Raw genomic sequence first — 16,691 nt, 5'->3', positions numbered from 1 at the left:
GGCGGCTCAGGCGGTGTTGCGGTGATAGATCAGACGCAGGCCGATCAGCGTGAGCCACGGCTCGTGCATGTCGATCGAGCGCGCCTCGCTCACCACGAGCGGCGCCGCGCTGCCGGTGGCCACCACCGTGACCTCGTCGGGGTCGTCGGCCAGCTCGGCCGCCATCCGCTCGACGATCCCGTCCACCTGCCCGGCGAAGCCGTAGATGATGCCCGCCTGGAGCGCCTCCACGGTGTTCTTGGCGATCACCGACCTGGGCCGGATCAGCTCCACCTTGTGCAGCTGCGCGCCGGCCGCGGCCAGCGCGTCCACCGAGATCTCGATGCCGGGGGCGGTCACCGCGCCGACGTACTCGCCCTTGGCCGAGACCGCGTCGAAGGAGGTGGCGGTCCCGAAGTCGACGATCACGCACGGCCCGCCGTAGAGCTGGATGGCCGCCAGCGCGTTGACGATGCGGTCGCTGCCGACCTCCTTGGGGTTGTCCATCCGGACCGGGACCCCGGTGCGGACGCCGGGCTCCACGATGACCGCGTTCACGTCCCCGTAGTAGCGGCGGCACATCTCGCGCATCTCGTTCAGGACCGAGGGGACGGTCGAGCAGATCGCGATGCCGTTGACGTCGGCGCCCTTGAGCAGCGGCGACTGCCCGAGCAGTCCCTGCAGCACGACGGCGATCTCGTCCGCCGTGCGCCGGGGGTCGGTGGAGATCCGCCAGTGCTCGATGACGTCCTCGCCCTCGAAGAGGCCGAGAACGGTGTGCGTGTTGCCGACGTCGATGGCGAGCAGCATCAATTCCCCCGAAGGTCCAAGGCGATGTCCAGTGCCGGCGCCGAGTGCGTGAGCGCGCCCACGGCAAGGTAGTCAACACCCGTCTCGGCCACATCACGAGCCGTTTGCAGGGTCAGCCCGCCGCTGGACTCCAGCCGCGCCCTGCCGTCCACCAGCCGCACGGCCCGCGCCAGCTCCTCGACGGTGAAGTTGTCCAACAGGATCTCCTCGGCTCCCTCGGCCAGCACCGGCTCGATCTGGTCGATCCGGTCGACCTCGACCTCGATCGGCAGGCCGGGGCAGGCGTCACGGACCGCCCGGAACGCCTCGGCGACCCCGCCCGCGGCCACCACGTGATTGTCCTTGATCAGCGCCGCGTCCGAAAGGGACATGCGGTGGTTGACCCCTCCGCCGCACCGCACCGCGTACTTCTCCAGGGCACGCAGTCCGGGCAGCGTCTTGCGGCTGTCCCTGATCGCGGCCCCGGTCCCCTCGACGGCGCGGACCCAGCGCCCGGTCAGGGTCGCGACGCCGGACAGGTGGGTGAGCAGGTTGAGCGCGGTGCGCTCGGCGGTCAGCAGGTCCCGGGTGGGGCCGGTGACGGTCATCAGCACGTCGCCCGCGGCGACGCTCTCGCCGTCCTTGACCCTGCGCTCGGCCGTCAGGCGGCCCCGGCTGAGGTGACAGAAGGCCGCCTCGGCCACGGCCAGCCCGGCCACCACGCCGTCCGCGCGGGCCACCACGTCGGCGGTGTCGGTACGGCCGGCGGGGATGGTGGCCAGGCTGGTGACGTCACCGCCCTGCCGCACGTCCTCGGCCTCGGCGGTCTCCAGGAGGGCGGTCACCGCCGACGGGTCCAGCCCCGCCTCGGCGAGGTCGGCCTCCACCCTGGCCGGCAGCGTCGTCTCGCGCCGCCCGTGGGGTACGTACGTCATGGTCGGTCCCTCCGCTGTCAGGGTCACGTCGAGGTGGCCCAGCCATTCGGCATCGTCACGTTCGGGAAAGTCCTCGCGCCAGTGCGACCCCCGGGTCTCCTGGCGGTGCCGGGCCGCCTCCACCAGTACGGAGGCGACCGTCAGCAGGTTGGTGGTCTCCCACGACTCGGTGCACGGCTCGACCGCCACCGGGGTCCACCGGACGTTCAGCAGGGCCCGGGCGACCTCTCCCAGGGACTCCCGGCTGCGCAGCACGCTCGCCCCCCTGCTCATGTGCCCCTGGATCCTGGTACGGGCCCTGGGGTCGATCAGGCCGAAGGGGCGGCCGTCGGGGACCGGCACGCCCGCCACGGCGTCCACGGCGTTCCTGGAGCCCTCGGCGGGGGCGGCGTCCACGGGGTCCGCGGCCCTGGCGTCCGTGGCGTCCACGGTGGCCGCGGCCTTTCCGGCGGGCGTGGTGTTCACGGGATCCGTGGCGTCCATGGCGTCCGTGGCCTTCACGGTGGCCGCGGCGGACGGGCCGTGGCCGGTGGCCGCGGCGTGGACGTCGGCGGCGATCCGCGCGGCGAAGACCAGCCCCTCCAGCAGGGAGTTGGAGGCCAGCCGGTTGGCGCCGTGCACGCCGGTGCACGCGACCTCGCCGCACGCGTACAGGCCGGGGACGCTGGTGCGGCCGTGCAGGTCGGTACGGACGCCGCCGCTGGCGTAGTGGGCGGCGGGGGCGACCGGGACGAGGTCGGCGACCGGGTCGATGCCGTGCTCCCGGCAGACCGCGTGGATCGTCGGGAAGCGGGTGCGCCACTTCTCCTCGCCGAAGTGGCGGGCGTCGAGGTACACGTGGTCGGCGCCGGTGGCGCGCATCCGCCGCATGATCGCCTTGGCCACCACGTCGCGGGGGGCGAGATCGGCCAGCTCGTGCACGTCCCGCATGAACCGGACGCCGTCGGCGTCGACCAGCACCGCGCCCTCGCCCCTGACCGCCTCGGAGATCAGCGGCTGCTGGCCGGTGGAGTCCTCGCCGAGCCAGAGCACGGTGGGGTGGAACTGGACGAACTCCAGGTCCCTGACCACGGCACCGGCGCGCAGCGCGAGCGCCACCCCGTCCCCGGTGGAGACGACCGGGTTGGTGGTGGCGGCGTAGACCTGCCCCATGCCGCCGGTGGCCAGCACCACGGCCCCGGCCGTGACCGCTCCCACCCCGTCGCGCTCGCCCTCGCCCATGACGTGCAGGGTCACCCCCGCGGCGTGGCCGCGCGCGTCCTTGAGGAGGTCGAGGACGAGCGCGTGCTCGATCACCTCGATGCCCGACTCGCCGACGGCCTGCACCAGCGCCCTCTGCACCTCCGCGCCGGTGGCGTCGCCGCCCGCGTGCACGATGCGGTCGCGCCGGTGGCCGCCCTCCCGGGTGAGCTGGAGCGCACCGGAGGCGTCGGTGTCGAACCGGGCGCCCGTCGCGATCAGGTCGCGCAGCGCGTCCGGCCCCTCGGTCACCAGGACCCGTACGGCCTCCTCGTCGCAGAGGCCCACCCCGGCGACGAGCGTGTCGGACAGGTGCTCGGCGGGGGTGTCGGCCGGGTCGAGCACCGCGGCGATGCCGCCCTGAGCCCAGCGGGTGGAACCGGACGACAGGACGTCCTTGGTGACGACCAGGACCTTCGCCCCGGGAGCCAGGCCGGCGTAGCGCAGCGCCAGGGTGAGACCCGCGATGCCGGAGCCCACCACGACCACGTCCGCCTGGACCGTCCAGCCCGGAGCGGGCGCGGTCAACCTCTGGGGGATGGCCGGGATGCTCATTGCCGCCTCCTCGCGGGGGTTCATAGAGGCCGTTCATTTCGTCACTCTGACGATAACGGGGCGTCCGAGGCGGCCTCACCCCGGGGTGGGCATCGGGCGGCCGTCCCCGATCCCGGGGCCCCGGGGCCGGTCCCGGCCACGGGCACCGCCCGTCCGGTCCTGGCTCCGGGATCATGCTCCCCGGATCATGCTCCCCGGACCACGGGACCCGCCCCGGATCGTGGGCGCCCTGATCAGCCGAGGGTGAGCGTGACGTTGTCGATCAGCCTGGTGGACCCCACCCGTGCCGCCACCGCCAGGATCGCCTCGCCCGCGTGGTCGTCGCCGACCTCCGTGAACGTCGCCGGATCGACCAGGACCAGGTAGTCCAGGGCCAGCGACGGCTCGGCGTCCAGCACCGCGCGGGCGGCACGGCGGACCCGCGTCGCCGCATGCTCCGCCGACCCCTCGGTCAGCGCCCTGGACAGGGCCAGCGCCACCTGCCGGTCCCGCGGCGACAGGTAGCGGTTGCGGCTGGACAGCGCCAGCCCGTCCGGCTCGCGGACCGTGGGCGCCCCTACGACGGTGACCGGCACGTTCAGGTCGGCGACCATCCGGCGGATCATCGCGAGCTGCTGGGCGTCCTTCTGCCCGAACACCGCCACGTCCGGCCGGACCAGGTTGAACAGCTTCAGCACCACGGTCAGCACCCCGTCGAGGTGGCCGGGCCGGAACTCCCCCTCGACGATCGATCCCATCGCCCCCGCGGAGACGCCGACCTGCCTGCCGGGCGGGTACATCTCCTCGGCGGAGGGGGCGAAGACGATCCCCACCCCCTCGGCCCTGCAGATCTCCAGGTCGGCCTCGAACGTACGGGGATAGCGGGAGAAGTCCTCGGCGGGGCCGAACTGGAGCGGGTTCACGAAGATGCTCACCGCCACCTGGTCCGCCCGCTCACGCGCCAGCCGGACGAGGGAGCGGTGCCCCTCGTGCAGCGCGCCCATGGTGGGCACGAGCGCCAGCGTGCCCGCGCCGGAGAGGGCGCCCGCGCCGATCCCCAGGGTCTCGCGCGCCTTGACCAGTCCTGCGTGGTCGTCCGCCACGATCACTGCGACCTCCGGGGGGTGATGCTCCGGCTCCCTGGCCGGAGGGGGGTGACGCTCCGGCCAGGGAGCCGGAGCGGGGGGACGTCCGCGAAGCGGCCGCTCGGGGGCCTCAGGTCCATGTCAGGTCCACGTGTTGCCGCCCAGCGCGTCCAGCAGGCGCTCGGCGGCCTCGGGCTTGAGCAGCCCGGCCGCCAGGGCCCGGTCGGCGGTGAGCCTGGCCAGCGCCACGTAGGCGTCCGCGGCCTCGGGGGCGGCGAGGATCAGCGCGTCCACGTGCCTGCGGACGGTCCCGGCGTCGCCGCGCACCACCGGCCCGGTCAGTCCGGCGATGCCGAGCCTCAGCACGTTCTCCAGGGCCGCGCCGAGCAGCGGGCCGAGCATCCGGCCCGGCTGCTCCACGCCGATCCGCCCCAGCAGCTCCGAGGACTCCGCGATGAGCGTGACCATGTGGTTGGCCGCCCCCGCCAGGGCCGCGTGGTACAGCGGCCGGTCCTCGTCGGCGATCCAGACCGGCTCACCCTCCATCTCGATGACCAGGGCCTCGGCCACCGCGCGGAGCGGGTCGGGCGCGGTCACCCCGTAGGAGATGCCGGTCAGGCGGCGCAGGTCGTCGTCGCGGCCGGTGAAGGTCATCACCGGGTGCAGCGCCAGCGGCAGCGCCCCGGCCTTGATCGCCGGGTTCAGCACCGCCAGCCCGTACGCGCCACTGGTGTGGGCCACCAGCTTGCCCCGCAGGTCGGCGCCGGTGCCCACCAGGCCCGAGACCAGGTCGGGCAGTACGTCGTCGGGGACCGTCAGCAGGACCAGGTCCGCGCCGGCCACCACGTCCTCGGGCCGGACCGGGACGAGCCCGAGCCGCTCGACCGCCCGCTCCCTGGAGGCGTCCGAGACGCCGCTCGCGGCGACGACCCGGTGCCCCGCCCTGACCAGCGCGGCACCGAGCGCCGAACCGACCCTGCCCGCTCCGACCACTCCGACGGCCAGGCGTGCCGGGCGATCGACTGCGTCCATGACGTCCCGTCCTTCGACCATGTGGGGGCTCCGTGCCCGATTGACCAGCGTAATGGGCCGTGCCGTGGTGACCGCCTCAAGGCGCTCGTTCGGTCCCGGCGGCGAGGTTCCCCCACAAGAGTGCCAAACCGGATCTCCGGAGGGGCGCAGGGACCCGCGGAAGGTCTGGCGGTGACGGGAACCGGACGTCCGGGGACGCGCCGACGCGGCCTCGTCCGACGCCACGCGGGCCGGTGACAGAATGCGGTCATGTGCTCACTCCAATCGTCGGCACGAGTTGATCTCGTTCCCCCGCCCCGCCGGGTAGCGTCTGAGGACGTGTGGCTCACCTGGCGCGCCGCGATGGAGCATGCGCTCTACGGCGAGAGCGGTTTCTACCTCCGGGAGCGTCCCTCGGGTCACTTCCGTACCTCGGTCGGCGTCTCCCCGGTGTTCGCCGAGGCCGTGCTGCGCGAGCTAGTCGCGGTCGACGAGGAGCTCGGCGGCCCCGGGACGCTCGACCTGGTCGACATCGGCGCGGGCGAGGGCGTTCTGGCGAGCGGCGTGCTCGCCGCGGCCCCGGCCTCGCTGCGGCGGAGGCTGAGGGTGACCGCGGTCGAGCTGGCGCCCCGCCCCGCGGCATTGCCCGAGGAGATCGTCTGGGCCAGGGCCGCGCCGGACGGGATCTGCGGCCTGGTGATCGCCAACGAGTGGCTGGACAACATCCCGGTCGACATCGTCGAGCAGACGGCCACCGGGCCCCGGCTGGTGCTGGTCAACGTCATCGACGGCGAGGAGCGGCTCGGCGGCAGGCCGGGTGACGCCGACCTCGCCTGGCTGAACCGCTGGTGGCCGATGCGGCTCACCGGCGAGCGGGCCGAGATCGGCCGGCCGCGCGACCGGGCCTGGGCGTCGGTGATCGTGCGCCTGGCCCGTGGGCGGGCGATCGCGATCGACTACGCCCACTCGGCGGACGACCGGCCGCCCTACGGCACGCTGGCCGGGTACCGCGACGGGTCGACGGTGGCGCCGGTGCCCGACGGGTCCTGCGACATCACCGCCCACGTGGCGCTGGACGCCTGCGCGGCCGCCGGTGAGAGCGCCGGAGCCGTCACCACGGCGCTGACCACGCAGCGCGAGGCGCTGCGCGCCCTCGGCGTCACCGGACGGCGCCCACCGGCCGAGCTGGCCGGCCGCGACCCGCGCGGCTACCTGAGGGCCCTCGCCCGGTCCTCGGAGGAGGCCGAGCTCATCGCGCCCGGCGGGCTCGGCGGGTTCGGCTGGCTCTCCCAGACCCGCCAGGGCCTGCGACGGTGAACGCCGGGGCCCGCGAACCCGCCCGGCCCTCGCCCGGCCTCGCGGACCTCGCCCGATCCCGGACCTCCCGGCCCTCGCGGACATCCCGGACCGAGGCTCGTCCCGGACCTCCCGGGCCTCCCGGACCGAGGCTCTTCCCGGATCCCCGGACCGGGGCGAACCGTCGGCGCGTGACCGCGAAGCCGGTTCAGATCCGTACGTCGAGTGAGGTCAGGCCCCGGATGACGTAGCCCGGCCCCCAGGTGGGTTCGGCGACCGGCTCCATCCTCGGCGCCTTACGCAGCAGGGCGCCGAACGACTCGATCAGCTCGATCCTGGCCAGCGGCGCGCCCAGGCAGAAGTGGATGCCCGCGCCGAAGGAGATGTGCGGGTTGTCGGCCCGGCCCACGTCGAGGCGGCCGGGGTCGGCGAAGACCTCGGGATCGCGGTTGGCCGAGCCGAACAGCAGGGCCACCTCGGCGCCCCTGGGGATGTCGACCCCGCCCACCGAGACGTCCTCCAGCACCCATCGCTCGAACATCTGCAGCGGCGTGTCCCAGCGCATCAGTTCCTCGATCGCGGTGGGCAGCAGTCCCGGATCGGCGCGGAGCCGCTCCAGCTCGGCCGGGTTGCGGAAGAGCGCCCACCAGCCGTTGCCGGTGACGTTGACGGTCGCCTCGTGCCCGGCGTTGAGCAGCAGCACGCAGGTGCCGACGAGCTCCTCCTCGGTGAGCCTGTCGCCCTCGTCGGCCACCAGGGCGAGCGCGCTGATCAGGTCGTCACCGGGGTCGGCCCGCCGGACGCGGGCCAGGTCGACGAGGTAGGCGGAGAATTCCTCGGCCGCCCGTACGGCCGCGTGCTGGGCCTCGACGGACGGCCGCAGCTCGTACATGCCGCAGATCCGGGCCGACCAGGGCCGGAGCAGGTGCCGGTCCGCCTCGGGCACGCCGAGCATCTCGGCGATCACGGCGACCGGGAGCGGCTCGGCCACCTCGGCGATCAGGTCCCCGCCACCGCGCTCGACGAAGTCGTCAACCAGTCGTCCGGCCATCCGGGCGACCTTGGGCCGGAGCGCCTCGACCATGCGCGGCGTGAACGCCTTCGACACCAGCCGCCTGAGCCGGGTGTGCACGGGCGGCTCGACGTCGAGCATGCCCGCCCTGATCACCCGCCAGAACGGGTCCTGGAACCCGGGGTCGTCCGGCCTGCCGAACTCGGCGTGGGTGGCCACGTGCAGGTAGGAGCGACCGAGCCTGCGGTCGCGCAGCAGCGCGTTGACGTCGGCGTGCCGGGCGACGAGCCACTGGCCGGTCGGCTCGAAGAAGTCGACCGGCCGCTCCCGTCGCAGTTCGTCGTAGGCGTCGTACGGGTGGGCGACGAATTCCGGATTCCAGGGATCAAAGCGCACGTGAGCATCGTAATCCCCCACCTGGGGCCGGGCCGGTCCCCCTACCCCGCTCACCCGGCGCCGCTCACCCGGCCGTCCAGCTCCGTTCACCCGGCCGGACACCCACCGGCCGCCCGCCCGGCTTCACGCGGGACGATCCGTCCCGTCCGGTCGCACATCGGTCCCGGTCTCGGCTCCGGTCACGGACCCGCTCCCGGCCCCGGTTCCCGTCCCGGCTCCGGCGCCGGACCGCGCCCCGGCCTCCGCCGCGGACTCCGAGTGGCCCCGCGTCCCCGGCACGGCCGGCTCGCCCTCCCCCGAGGAGGCGTCCGGCTCGGCCTGGTAGCGGGAGTGCAGCTCGACCGGCTTCTGCGCCGTCTTGCGGCGCATCCGGATGTTCAGCAGCTCCACCAGCAACGAGAAGGCCATCGCGAAGTAGATGTAGCCCTTGGGGATGTGCTGCTCGAAGCCCTCGGCGATCAGCACGACGCCGATCAGCACCAGGAAGGACAGCGCGAGCATCTTGATGCTCGGGTGCTGGTCCACGAAGCGGCTGATCGGACCGGAGGCGAACAGCATCACCAGGACCGCGACGACGACGGCCGCGATCATGACGCCCAGCTCGTCCACCATGCCGACCGCGGTGATCACCGAGTCGAGCGAGAAGACGATGTCGAGGATCATGATCTGGACGATCACGGAGGCGTAGGAGGAGGCCATCCTGCCCCCGCCGTGGCCGGAGTCGCCCTCCAGGCTGCCGTGCATCTCGTGGACGCTCTTGGCCAGCAGGAACAGGCCGCCGAGTATCAGGATCAGATCTCGCCCGGATATCCCCTGCCCGAACACCTCGAAGAACGGCTCGGTGAGCCTCACCACCCAGGCGAGGGCCACCAGCAGGGCGAGGCGGCTGAGCAGGGCCACGAGGAGGCCCAGCCTGCGCGCCCGGTCCCGCTGCTCGGGAGGGAGCCTGCTCACCAGGATCGAGATGAAGATGATGTTGTCGATCCCCAGCACGATCTCCAGAGCGACAAGGGTGAAGAACCCTATCCATATCTCCGGGTTGGTCACCCAGTCCATTGCTTCCTCCTTTGTCGGCCCGTGGGGGAACAGAGCCGGCCGGCGGCCAGAACGGTTCTTCGGTTGACTCCCTGGACGACCGGGAGCCTCCAGGAGTTCCTCGCGCGCCCTTCCGTGTCGAAAGTCACCCCCGGTACCGGCCTGCGGCGCGTGTCCGGACTTGCGGAAGGGCGGCGGCCGTCGGTTATAGTTCCCCCGTAGGTCATGAGTGCCAGTGACAAGCCCCGGCTCGCTGGCCGGCAACCCTCGCGTCCGCGGCGGGGTGCCCCGGGTGAGGACCTGGTCCGGCACGAGGTGTGCCGGGCAAGCGCGGGCTTCGGGTGCCTATGTCTCATGGGTCGAGGTCCGATGACCTCGAAGGAGCACCGGCATGTCCACCCTGACGATCTTCGCCTCCACCACCGCTTTCACCGCTTCCACCGACGACGCCCGCACGGCCCACGCGACCGTCACCCCCGCGGCGCCGGCCACCGCGACCGGCGGACGGCCGATCCCCGCCGTGCTCGGCTCGGACCTGGAGGTCCCGGTGAAGGGCGGCAGGCTCGTCCGCTACGCCAACCTCGACTACGCCGCCAGCGCCCCCTGTCTGGAGCCGGTCAGCGCCGCCGTCGCCGCCGCGCTCCCGGCCTACTCCAGCGTCCACCGCGGCGCCGGGTACGCGTCCCAGCTGACCACGGCCCGCTACGAGCAGGCCCGGCACACGGTGCGCGCCTTCGTCGGAGCCCGCCCGCACGACTCGGTGATCTTCACCCGCAACACCACCGACGCGACCAACCTGCTGGCCCGGAGCCTGCCCGAGGGGACCACCGCGGTGGTCTTCGACACCGAGCACCACGCCTCGCTGCTGCCCTGGGACCGCGCGGTGCGGCTGCCGGTGCCGGCGTTCCCCGGCGAGGCCGTCCGCGCCGCCGACGAGGCGCTGTCCTCGATCGAGGGCCCGGCGCTGCTGGTGGTGACCGCGGCCTCCAACGTCACCGGCGAACTCTGGCCGATCGCCGCGCTGGCCCACATCGCGCACCGGTACGGCGCGCGCATCCTGGTCGACGCCGCGCAGCTCGTCCCGCACCGCCGCCTCAACCTGACCGCGCTCGACCTGGACTACGTGGTCTTCTCCGGTCACAAGCTCTACGCCCCCTTCGGCACGGGCGCGCTGGTCGGCCGCTCGGACTGGCTGGCCGACGCCGAGCCGTACCTGCGGGGCGGTGGCGCGGTGAGGGCCGTCACCGACGACGGGGCCGAGTGGCACGACGACCCCGAGGCCCGGCACGAGGCCGGCACCCCGAACGTGCTGGGCGCCGTCGCCCTGGCCGCGGCCTGCGACGCCCTGTCCGCCACCGGCTGGACCCCCCTGGTCCGCGAGGAGGAGCGCCTGCTCACCCGGCTGCGCGCGGGCCTGGCCTCGATCCCCGGCGTGCACGAGCTCTCCCTGTGGGGCCCGGACCACCCGCGCGTCGGCATCGTCTCCTTCGTGGTGGACGGCCTCACCGCCCGCGAGGTCGCCGAGACCCTCTCCGGGGACCACGGCATCGGCGTCCGCGACGGCAAGTTCTGCGCCCACCCCTTCGTCCGCCACCTGCTGGGCGCCAAGGACGGCGGCTGCGACGACGTCACCGCCTCGGCGGTACGCGCCTCCATCGGCATCGGCACGACCGAGGAGCACGTGGACCGGCTGATCGGCGCCCTGCGGGATCTTGCCTCGCGCGCGTGACGTGACAGCATGGACCCATGACCGAACCTCGTGCCGAAGGCGCTCCCCGTGAGCTGAGCGTGGGGATGGGGGCGGGGGCCGCCGCCGTGGGCGGCGCGCACGGCAAGGAACTCGCGACCGAGGACATGATCCTCAACATCGGGCCGCAGCACCCCTCCACGCACGGCGTGCTGCGGTTGCGGCTCACCCTGGACGGGGAGCGGATCGGCTCGGCCGAACCGATCGTGGGCTACATGCACCGGGGCGCGGAGAAGCTGTTCGAGGTGCGCGACTACCGGCAGATCATCGTGCTGGCCAACCGGCACGACTGGCTGTCGGCGTTCGCCAACGAGCTGGGCGTCGTGCTCGCGGTGGAGCGGATGCTCGGCATGGAGGTGCCGGTCAGGGCGGTCTGGACGCGCACGCTGCTGGCCGAGCTCAACCGGGTGCTCAGCCACCTGATGTTCCTCGGCTCCTACCCGCTGGAACTCGGCGCGATCACGCCGGTCTTCTACGCGTTCCGGGAGCGCGAGACCCTGCAGGCCGTGATGGAGGAGATCTCCGGCGGGCGCATGCACTACATGTTCAACCGGGTCGGGGGCCTCAAGGAGGAACTGCCCGAGGGGTGGACGGGCCGGGTCTCGGCGGCCGTGGCCGACGTGCGGCGGCGGCTGCCCGACATCGAGGACCTGGTCTCCGGGAACGAGATCTTCCTCGCCCGTACCCGCGGGGTGGGCGTCCTGGACCGAGAGACGATCATGCAGTACGGCGTGAGCGGCCCGATCGCCCGCGCCTCCGGCGTCGACATGGACCTGCGCAGGGACGAGCCCTACCTCGCCTACGGCGAGCTGCCGGTGAAGGTCGTCACCCGCTCGGCCGGGGACTGCCACGCCCGGTTCGAGGTGCTGCTGGAGCAGGTGAAGGTGTCCCTGGACCTGGCCGACGCCTGCGTCGAGCGGCTCCGCGACCTGCCCCCGGGGCCGATCAACCAGCGCCTGCCCAAGGTGCTCAAGGTCCCCGAGGGCCACACCTACGCGTGGACGGAGAACCCGCTCGGCGTCAACGGCTACTACCTGGTCTCGCGCGGGGAGAAGACGCCGTGGCGGATGAAGCTCCGCTCGGCCTCCTTCAACAACGTCCAGGTGCTCCGCGAGCTGCTCCCGGGCCATCTGGTGCCCGACATGGTCGCCATCCTGGGCTCGATGTTCTTCGTCGTCGGCGACATCGACAAGTGAGGGACGGCCCGGAACACATGACCGAACCCGCCCGGGACGGGGAGCGGACGAGCTCCCCCTCGGACACCCCCGCCTCTCCCGGCCCTCCCGCGGACGCCCCGGACGCCCCCGGCTCCCCCGCGGACGCCCTCGGCTCCCCCGCGGACACGCCCGCCGTCACCGCGGGCGTCTCCGGCACCTGTGGCCCCGCCGCCCCGCAGGGCCGGACACCCCTGCGGCGGGACCGGTACGTCGACTGGCTGCGCGCGGTCAGCCTGGTCGTCGTGGTGGTCTGGCACTGGGCGTTCACCATCCTGGAGTGGGGGCCGGACGGCCCCTCGCCGACGAGCCCGCTGGGCTTCACCTCGGGCCTGTGGATCCTGACCTGGCTGCTGCAGGTGCTGCCGCTCTTCTTCTACGTGGGCGGGCACGTCCACCTGCTGTCGTGGAACCGCGCCCGCGAGCGCGGGGTCGGCATCGGCGCCTTCGTGTGGCGGCGCATCCGCAGCCTCGCGATCCCGGCACTGGCGCTGGCCGGGACCTGGATCGTGCTGGGCGTGTTCGTGACGTGGGCGTTCGGCATCGGCTGGATGGACCGCGTGGTGCTGCTCGTCATCAGCCCGCTCTGGTTCATCGGCGTCTACCTCGTGCTGATCGCCCTGCTCCCGGTGGCGCTCTGGCTGCACCGGCGCTACGACGTGCTGGCGCTGATCTGGCTGGCGGGGGCGGCGCTGGTCGTCGACGTGCTGCGGCTGCGCTACGGGTACGAGGCCGCGGGCTGGCTCAACATGATCATCGTCTGGGGGCTGGCCCACCAGGCCGGGTTCTTCTACGACCGGGTGGTGGCGCTGCCCCGCCGCTTCGACGTGGCGATCCTGTGGACCGGGTTGTTCGCCCTGTTCGGCCTGGTCTACTCGGGGATCTACCCGGGCTCGATGGTGGGCGTGCCCGGCGACAAGCTCTCCAACATGGCGCCGCCCACGTTCGTCATCGTGGCACTGCTGATCTTCCAGATCGGCCTGGTGGAGGTGGTGAGGCCGTCCATGGAGCGCCTCCTCGGCCGCCCCCAGTGGCAGGGCGTGAACGAGACCGTCAACCGGTTCGCGCTCCCGCTGTTCCTCTTCCACACCACGGGCATGGCGATCTGGGTGGCGCTGACCTGGTGGCTGGCGGGCGGCAGGCCGGCCGCCCTGGTCCGCCCCGACCTGTCCTGGTGGCTGGAGCGGCCCCTGGCCGTCGCCGGGGCGCTGGTGTGCACGCTCCCGGTCATCATGCTCTTCGGGCGCAGATGGGCCGCGAGGCAGAACTAGCGGCCCCGTCCGGCGGCCCCGTCCGGCGGCCCCGTCTGGCGGCCCGGTCAGCGCTCGTCGTCGGAGGGGTCCTTGGGCACCTTGCAGCAGTGCTCCAGGTACAGGGCCGCGCAGACCAGCAGCACGCAGGCCAGCGTCGACCCGCCGGTGATGAAGAAGTCGCGGCGGGGCACCTCCTGGTCCAGCAGCGCGGCCGTGTAGAAGGCGAACCCGGCGAAGATCCCCCCGAAGACCGCCCCGCCGTACGCGGACGCCTTGGCCAGCGCCGCCAGGCGGGCCACGGCCAGGGGCTCGACGGGCTCGGTGCCGGGCCTGCGCCCGATCCTGGCCTTGGTCATCCACCCGCTGTAGAACTCCCCGACCGCCAGCAGCAGCACCGTCGGGATGGCCGTCCACGGCACGGTCGGCAGCTCAGAGTAGAACCGCCTGACGAGCGCCCAGGTGAGGATCGCGAACACGGCGGCGAGCCCGGCGAGGACGCCGGGACGGGTGGGCCTCACACGGGCCTGCTCAGGACGAGGTCGGTGCGCGGCCGTACGTACGCCTGGTCCAGGCCGGCCAGCAGGTCGGCCACCCGCCGCCCGGACAGGACCGCGCCGGGGTCGGCCCGCACCCACGGGACCAGCACGAAGGCGCGCTCGTGCGCCCGGGGATGCGGCAGGGTGAGGTCGGGGTCGTCCGTCACGACGTCCCCCACGGTGATCAGATCGACGTCCAGGGTGCGCGCTCCCCAGCGCTCCACCCGGACCCGGCCGAAGGCGTTCTCCACACCCTGAGCACGATCGAGCAGGCTCCGGGGTTCCAGCCCGCTGTCGGCGATCACCACCGCGTTGAGGTAGGCGCCCTGTTCGGGGCCACCGACCGGGTCGGTCTCGTAGACCGGTGAGACCGCGACGAAGGTGAGGTCCGGGCCGGCGAAGAGCGCGTCGACCGCGCCTTGCAGGGTGGCGAACCGGTCGCCCAGGTTGCTGCCGAGCGCCAGGACCACCCTCATGCCCGGCTCCGGGTGATCGTCACGACCACGTCGTCGAACGGCAGCGGGATCGGCGCGGACGGCTTGTGCACGCTCACCTCGGCCGACAGGACGGGCTCGCGGGCCAGGCAGACGTCGGCCAGCCGCTGCGCCAGGGTCTCGATCAGGTCGACCGGCTCGCCCTCCACGACCCGTACCAGCTCCTCGGCGAGCTCACCGTAGTGGACGGTTTTCGAGAGGTCGTCGGTGGCCGCGGCGGGCGCCGTGTCGAGGAAGAGCGTCACGTCGACGACGAACTCCTGGCCGAGCTCCCGTTCCGCCGCCAGCACGCCGTGCCGCCCGCGGGCCCGCAGTCCCCTGACGCTGACCCGGTCGGCCACCGGCCCGGCTCCGGCCGTCCCGTACGGCCCCCGCCGTGCCGGGTCGCGGACGGGGCCGCCGAACGCGTCGCGGCCCGGGTCCCGCAGGGGGTCGCCGAACCGGTCGGCGGGCGGGTCCGGGAACAGGCCGTCGACCGGATCTCCGATCAGCTCGCTGACCCCGTCGTGGATCCGCAGCGGCTCCCGAGCGTGGGCTCCGGCCCTCTCGTCGGGCCCGTCACCAGCCCCCTCACCGGGCCGTCCGCCGGCGCGCTCGCTCACGCGTCCTCCTCGTCCTCGTCCTCGTCGTCACCCTGCAGCACGGGGGAACCGTGGTGCAGCCAGAGCCGCCACCCCGCCGACGTCCGCACGAAGGTGTTGCTCGCCACCACCTTGCCCGCGGCGAAGCTGGAATCACCTTCGTCGCCCGCGGTGAGGATGTTCTCCTCACAGGTGAGGACGGCGACGTCGCCGAGGACCATGACGCGGACGTCGGTCAGCACGAACTGGATGTAGGGCGTGTTGGCCATGATGAGCGCCCAGGAGCGCAGCACCTCCTGGCGGCCGTTCACGATCGGCCAGCCCGGGTGCACGCAGCTGATCTGCTCGCCCTCGATGTCCTCGGCCCAGATCTCGGTCATCCGGTCCAGGTCGGCGTTCTCGATGGCGGTGTAGAACTCCTGGTTGACCGTCTCGACGGCGGTGGTGTCGACGCTCATGATCTCGCTCCCTGAACTGCGGCAGCCACACGGACGGCGTCCGCGTTCGGGCGGACGTCGTGCACGCGCACGCACCACGCCCCCGCCTGCGCGGCGAGCGCGGTCACGGCGAGGGTGGCGTCGTCACTACGGTCGAAAGGGCGGGGCGTGCCGTCCGGGGCCGCCAGCAGGCGTCCCAGAAAGCGTTTGCGCGACGCCCCGACGATGAGCGGGTACCCCAGCCCGGCGAGACGGTCGACACCCGCGATCAGCGCCCAGTTGTGCTCGGGGTTCTTGGAGAAGCCCAATCCGGGATCGAGCACGATCTGCTCCTCGCCCACCCCCTCGGCCAGCACCGAGGCGACCCGCTTGGCCAGTTCCTCGCGTACCTCGGTCACCACGTCGCCGTACACGGCCCGGCGGTCCATCGCGTGGCTGTGCCCCCGCCAGTGCATCACCACGTACGGCACGCCCGAGGCCGCGACCACCCGGGGCATCTCCGGGTCGGCCAGCCCGCCGCTGACGTCGTTGACCAGCCTCGCCCCGGCCTCCACGGCCATCTGGGCGACCTCGGCCCGCATCGTGTCGACGCTGACGACGACACCCTGACGGCTCAGCTCGCGGATGACGGGCCCGACCCTGGCCAGCTCCTCCTCCAGGGGCACCCGGGCGGCACCGGGCCTGGTGGACTCGCCGCCCACGTCGACGATGTCGGCGCCCTGCTCGACCAGATCCAGGCCGTGGCGTACGGCCTCCTCGGGGTCGAACCACCGGCCGCCGTCGGAGAAGGAGTCGGGAGTCACGTTGACCACGCCCATCACGAGGCACCGGCCCGCGTCCGGCAGCCCGGGCACACTCCACGTAGTCATGCGGACAAGCCTAGGCGTTGTCCGCCGCCCGCCTGTGTCGTGGGTCCGGCTTGCGCCATAACGAATCCGCACACCCGCCGCGGAACATGCCACCCCCGGGCGTTCCCGGACGCGGGGGGCGACGGGACGGCGCCACTCCCGGACGAGCGCGCAGGGTGACGACAGGTGCCTCTCCCGGACGGCCGCGCAGGGTGACGGCAGGCGTCTTTCCCGGACGATAGCGCGGGGTGACGACACGCCGCCGCTCCC

15 protein-coding genes and 1 riboswitch are annotated in these 16,691 nt (G+C 73.2%); of the genes, 4 read left to right on the top strand and 11 right to left on the bottom strand.

Annotated elements, in window-relative coordinates; all coding sequences use genetic code 11:
- Positions 1–6 precede the first annotated feature (6 nt).
- From ABD832_RS12415 to ABD832_RS12400, 4 genes are all read right to left on the bottom strand, one after another.
- Positions 7–789 (bottom strand): type III pantothenate kinase, encoded by a 783-nt coding sequence (locus ABD832_RS12415; RefSeq protein ID WP_344892966.1) that lies wholly within the window; start codon positions 787–789, stop codon positions 7–9.
- Positions 789–3,497 (bottom strand): L-aspartate oxidase, encoded by a 2,709-nt coding sequence (locus tag ABD832_RS12410; protein WP_344892964.1) that lies wholly within the window; start codon positions 3,495–3,497, stop codon positions 789–791. The genes ABD832_RS12415 and ABD832_RS12410 overlap by 1 nt, the downstream gene beginning before the upstream one ends.
- Before the next feature lie 233 nt (positions 3,498–3,730).
- The gene (gene panC, locus ABD832_RS12405) at positions 3,731–4,558 is read right to left on the bottom strand and encodes a pantoate--beta-alanine ligase (RefSeq protein ID WP_344893465.1); all 828 of its coding nucleotides are present in this window, start codon (positions 4,556–4,558) and stop codon (positions 3,731–3,733) included.
- A 144-nt stretch (positions 4,559–4,702) separates the two neighbouring features.
- Positions 4,703–5,593, bottom strand: coding sequence for a Rossmann-like and DUF2520 domain-containing protein (locus ABD832_RS12400; protein WP_344892961.1), 891 nt, complete (start codon positions 5,591–5,593; stop codon positions 4,703–4,705).
- Positions 5,594–5,911: 318 nt separating this feature from the next.
- On the opposite strand from ABD832_RS12400, the gene ABD832_RS12395 reads away from it, so the two are divergent.
- Positions 5,912–6,889, top strand: coding sequence for an SAM-dependent methyltransferase (locus ABD832_RS12395; RefSeq protein WP_344892959.1), 978 nt, complete (start codon positions 5,912–5,914; stop codon positions 6,887–6,889).
- A gap of 187 nt (positions 6,890–7,076) precedes the next feature.
- On the opposite strand, the gene ABD832_RS12390 is transcribed toward ABD832_RS12395, so the two are convergent.
- Positions 7,077–8,276: a cytochrome P450 gene (locus ABD832_RS12390; protein ID WP_344892957.1), complete on the bottom strand. Its 1,200-nt coding sequence runs from the start codon at positions 8,274–8,276 to the stop codon at positions 7,077–7,079.
- A 123-nt stretch (positions 8,277–8,399) separates the two neighbouring features.
- A complete protein-coding gene (locus tag ABD832_RS12385) occupies positions 8,400–9,332 on the bottom strand; it encodes a TerC family protein (protein ID WP_344892955.1) in 933 nt (310 codons plus the stop codon).
- Positions 9,333–9,532: 200 nt separating this feature from the next.
- Positions 9,533–9,648: riboswitch (SAM riboswitch) on the top strand.
- Between the two features lie 54 nt (positions 9,649–9,702).
- Between ABD832_RS12385 and ABD832_RS12380 the strand changes: the two genes are divergently transcribed.
- From ABD832_RS12380 to ABD832_RS12370, 3 genes are read left to right on the top strand one after another with little or no spacing between them, the layout of a single operon-like run.
- The gene (locus ABD832_RS12380) at positions 9,703–11,040 is read left to right on the top strand and encodes an aminotransferase class V-fold PLP-dependent enzyme (protein WP_344892953.1); all 1,338 of its coding nucleotides are present in this window, start codon (positions 9,703–9,705) and stop codon (positions 11,038–11,040) included.
- A gap of 17 nt (positions 11,041–11,057) precedes the next feature.
- Positions 11,058–12,254 (top strand): NADH-quinone oxidoreductase subunit D, encoded by a 1,197-nt coding sequence (locus ABD832_RS12375; RefSeq protein ID WP_344892951.1) that lies wholly within the window; start codon positions 11,058–11,060, stop codon positions 12,252–12,254.
- Between the two features lie 17 nt (positions 12,255–12,271).
- Positions 12,272–13,543: an acyltransferase family protein gene (locus ABD832_RS12370; protein ID WP_344892949.1), complete on the top strand. Its 1,272-nt coding sequence runs from the start codon at positions 12,272–12,274 to the stop codon at positions 13,541–13,543.
- A 47-nt stretch (positions 13,544–13,590) separates the two neighbouring features.
- Here ABD832_RS12370 and ABD832_RS12365 read toward each other — a convergent pair whose 3' ends face one another.
- The 5 genes from ABD832_RS12365 to folP form a co-directional block, all read right to left on the bottom strand.
- Positions 13,591–14,043, bottom strand: coding sequence for a DUF3180 domain-containing protein (locus ABD832_RS12365; protein ID WP_344892947.1), 453 nt, complete (start codon positions 14,041–14,043; stop codon positions 13,591–13,593).
- Positions 14,040–14,537 carry a 2-amino-4-hydroxy-6-hydroxymethyldihydropteridine diphosphokinase gene (gene folK / locus ABD832_RS12360; RefSeq protein ID WP_344892945.1) on the bottom strand — a complete coding sequence of 166 codons (498 nt, stop codon included), beginning with the start codon at positions 14,535–14,537 and terminating at the stop codon, positions 14,040–14,042. Before folK ends, ABD832_RS12365 begins: the two co-directional genes overlap by 4 nt.
- Positions 14,534–14,896: a dihydroneopterin aldolase gene (gene folB, locus ABD832_RS12355; protein WP_344893462.1), complete on the bottom strand. Its 363-nt coding sequence runs from the start codon at positions 14,894–14,896 to the stop codon at positions 14,534–14,536. The genes folK and folB overlap by 4 nt, the downstream gene beginning before the upstream one ends.
- Before the next feature lie 257 nt (positions 14,897–15,153).
- Entirely contained in the window at positions 15,154–15,594 is a 441-nt protein-coding gene (locus ABD832_RS12350; RefSeq protein WP_344892943.1) for a nuclear transport factor 2 family protein, read from the bottom strand.
- The gene (gene folP, locus ABD832_RS12345; protein ID WP_344892941.1) at positions 15,591–16,442 is read right to left on the bottom strand and encodes a dihydropteroate synthase; all 852 of its coding nucleotides are present in this window, start codon (positions 16,440–16,442) and stop codon (positions 15,591–15,593) included. The genes ABD832_RS12350 and folP overlap by 4 nt, the downstream gene beginning before the upstream one ends.
- Positions 16,443–16,691: the final 249 nt, after the last annotated feature.

Source organism: Streptosporangium longisporum (assembly GCF_039534895.1).
Classification (GTDB): domain Bacteria; phylum Actinomycetota; class Actinomycetes; order Streptosporangiales; family Streptosporangiaceae; genus Streptosporangium; species Streptosporangium longisporum.
This window is presented reverse-complemented; position numbering and strand designations above follow the sequence as displayed.

Bases quoted from the DNA above. Each gene is read 5' to 3' on its own strand.
- ABD832_RS12350 (WP_344892943.1), bottom strand. From the start codon at position 15,594: ATGAGCGTCGACACCACCGCCGTCGAGACGGTCAACCAGGAGTTCTAC.
- ABD832_RS12380 (WP_344892953.1), top strand. From the start codon at position 9,703: ATGTCCACCCTGACGATCTTCGCCTCCACCACCGCTTTCACCGCTTCC.
- ABD832_RS12410 (WP_344892964.1), bottom strand. From the start codon at position 3,497: ATGAGCATCCCGGCCATCCCCCAGAGGTTGACCGCGCCCGCTCCGGGC.
- folK (WP_344892945.1), bottom strand. From the start codon at position 14,537: ATGAGGGTGGTCCTGGCGCTCGGCAGCAACCTGGGCGACCGGTTCGCC.
- ABD832_RS12400 (WP_344892961.1), bottom strand. From the start codon at position 5,593: ATGGACGCAGTCGATCGCCCGGCACGCCTGGCCGTCGGAGTGGTCGGA.
- ABD832_RS12375 (WP_344892951.1), top strand. From the start codon at position 11,058: ATGACCGAACCTCGTGCCGAAGGCGCTCCCCGTGAGCTGAGCGTGGGG.
- ABD832_RS12385 (WP_344892955.1), bottom strand. From the start codon at position 9,332: ATGGACTGGGTGACCAACCCGGAGATATGGATAGGGTTCTTCACCCTT.
- ABD832_RS12415 (WP_344892966.1), bottom strand. From the start codon at position 789: ATGCTGCTCGCCATCGACGTCGGCAACACGCACACCGTTCTCGGCCTC.
- ABD832_RS12370 (WP_344892949.1), top strand. From the start codon at position 12,272: ATGACCGAACCCGCCCGGGACGGGGAGCGGACGAGCTCCCCCTCGGAC.
- folP (WP_344892941.1), bottom strand. From the start codon at position 16,442: ATGACTACGTGGAGTGTGCCCGGGCTGCCGGACGCGGGCCGGTGCCTC.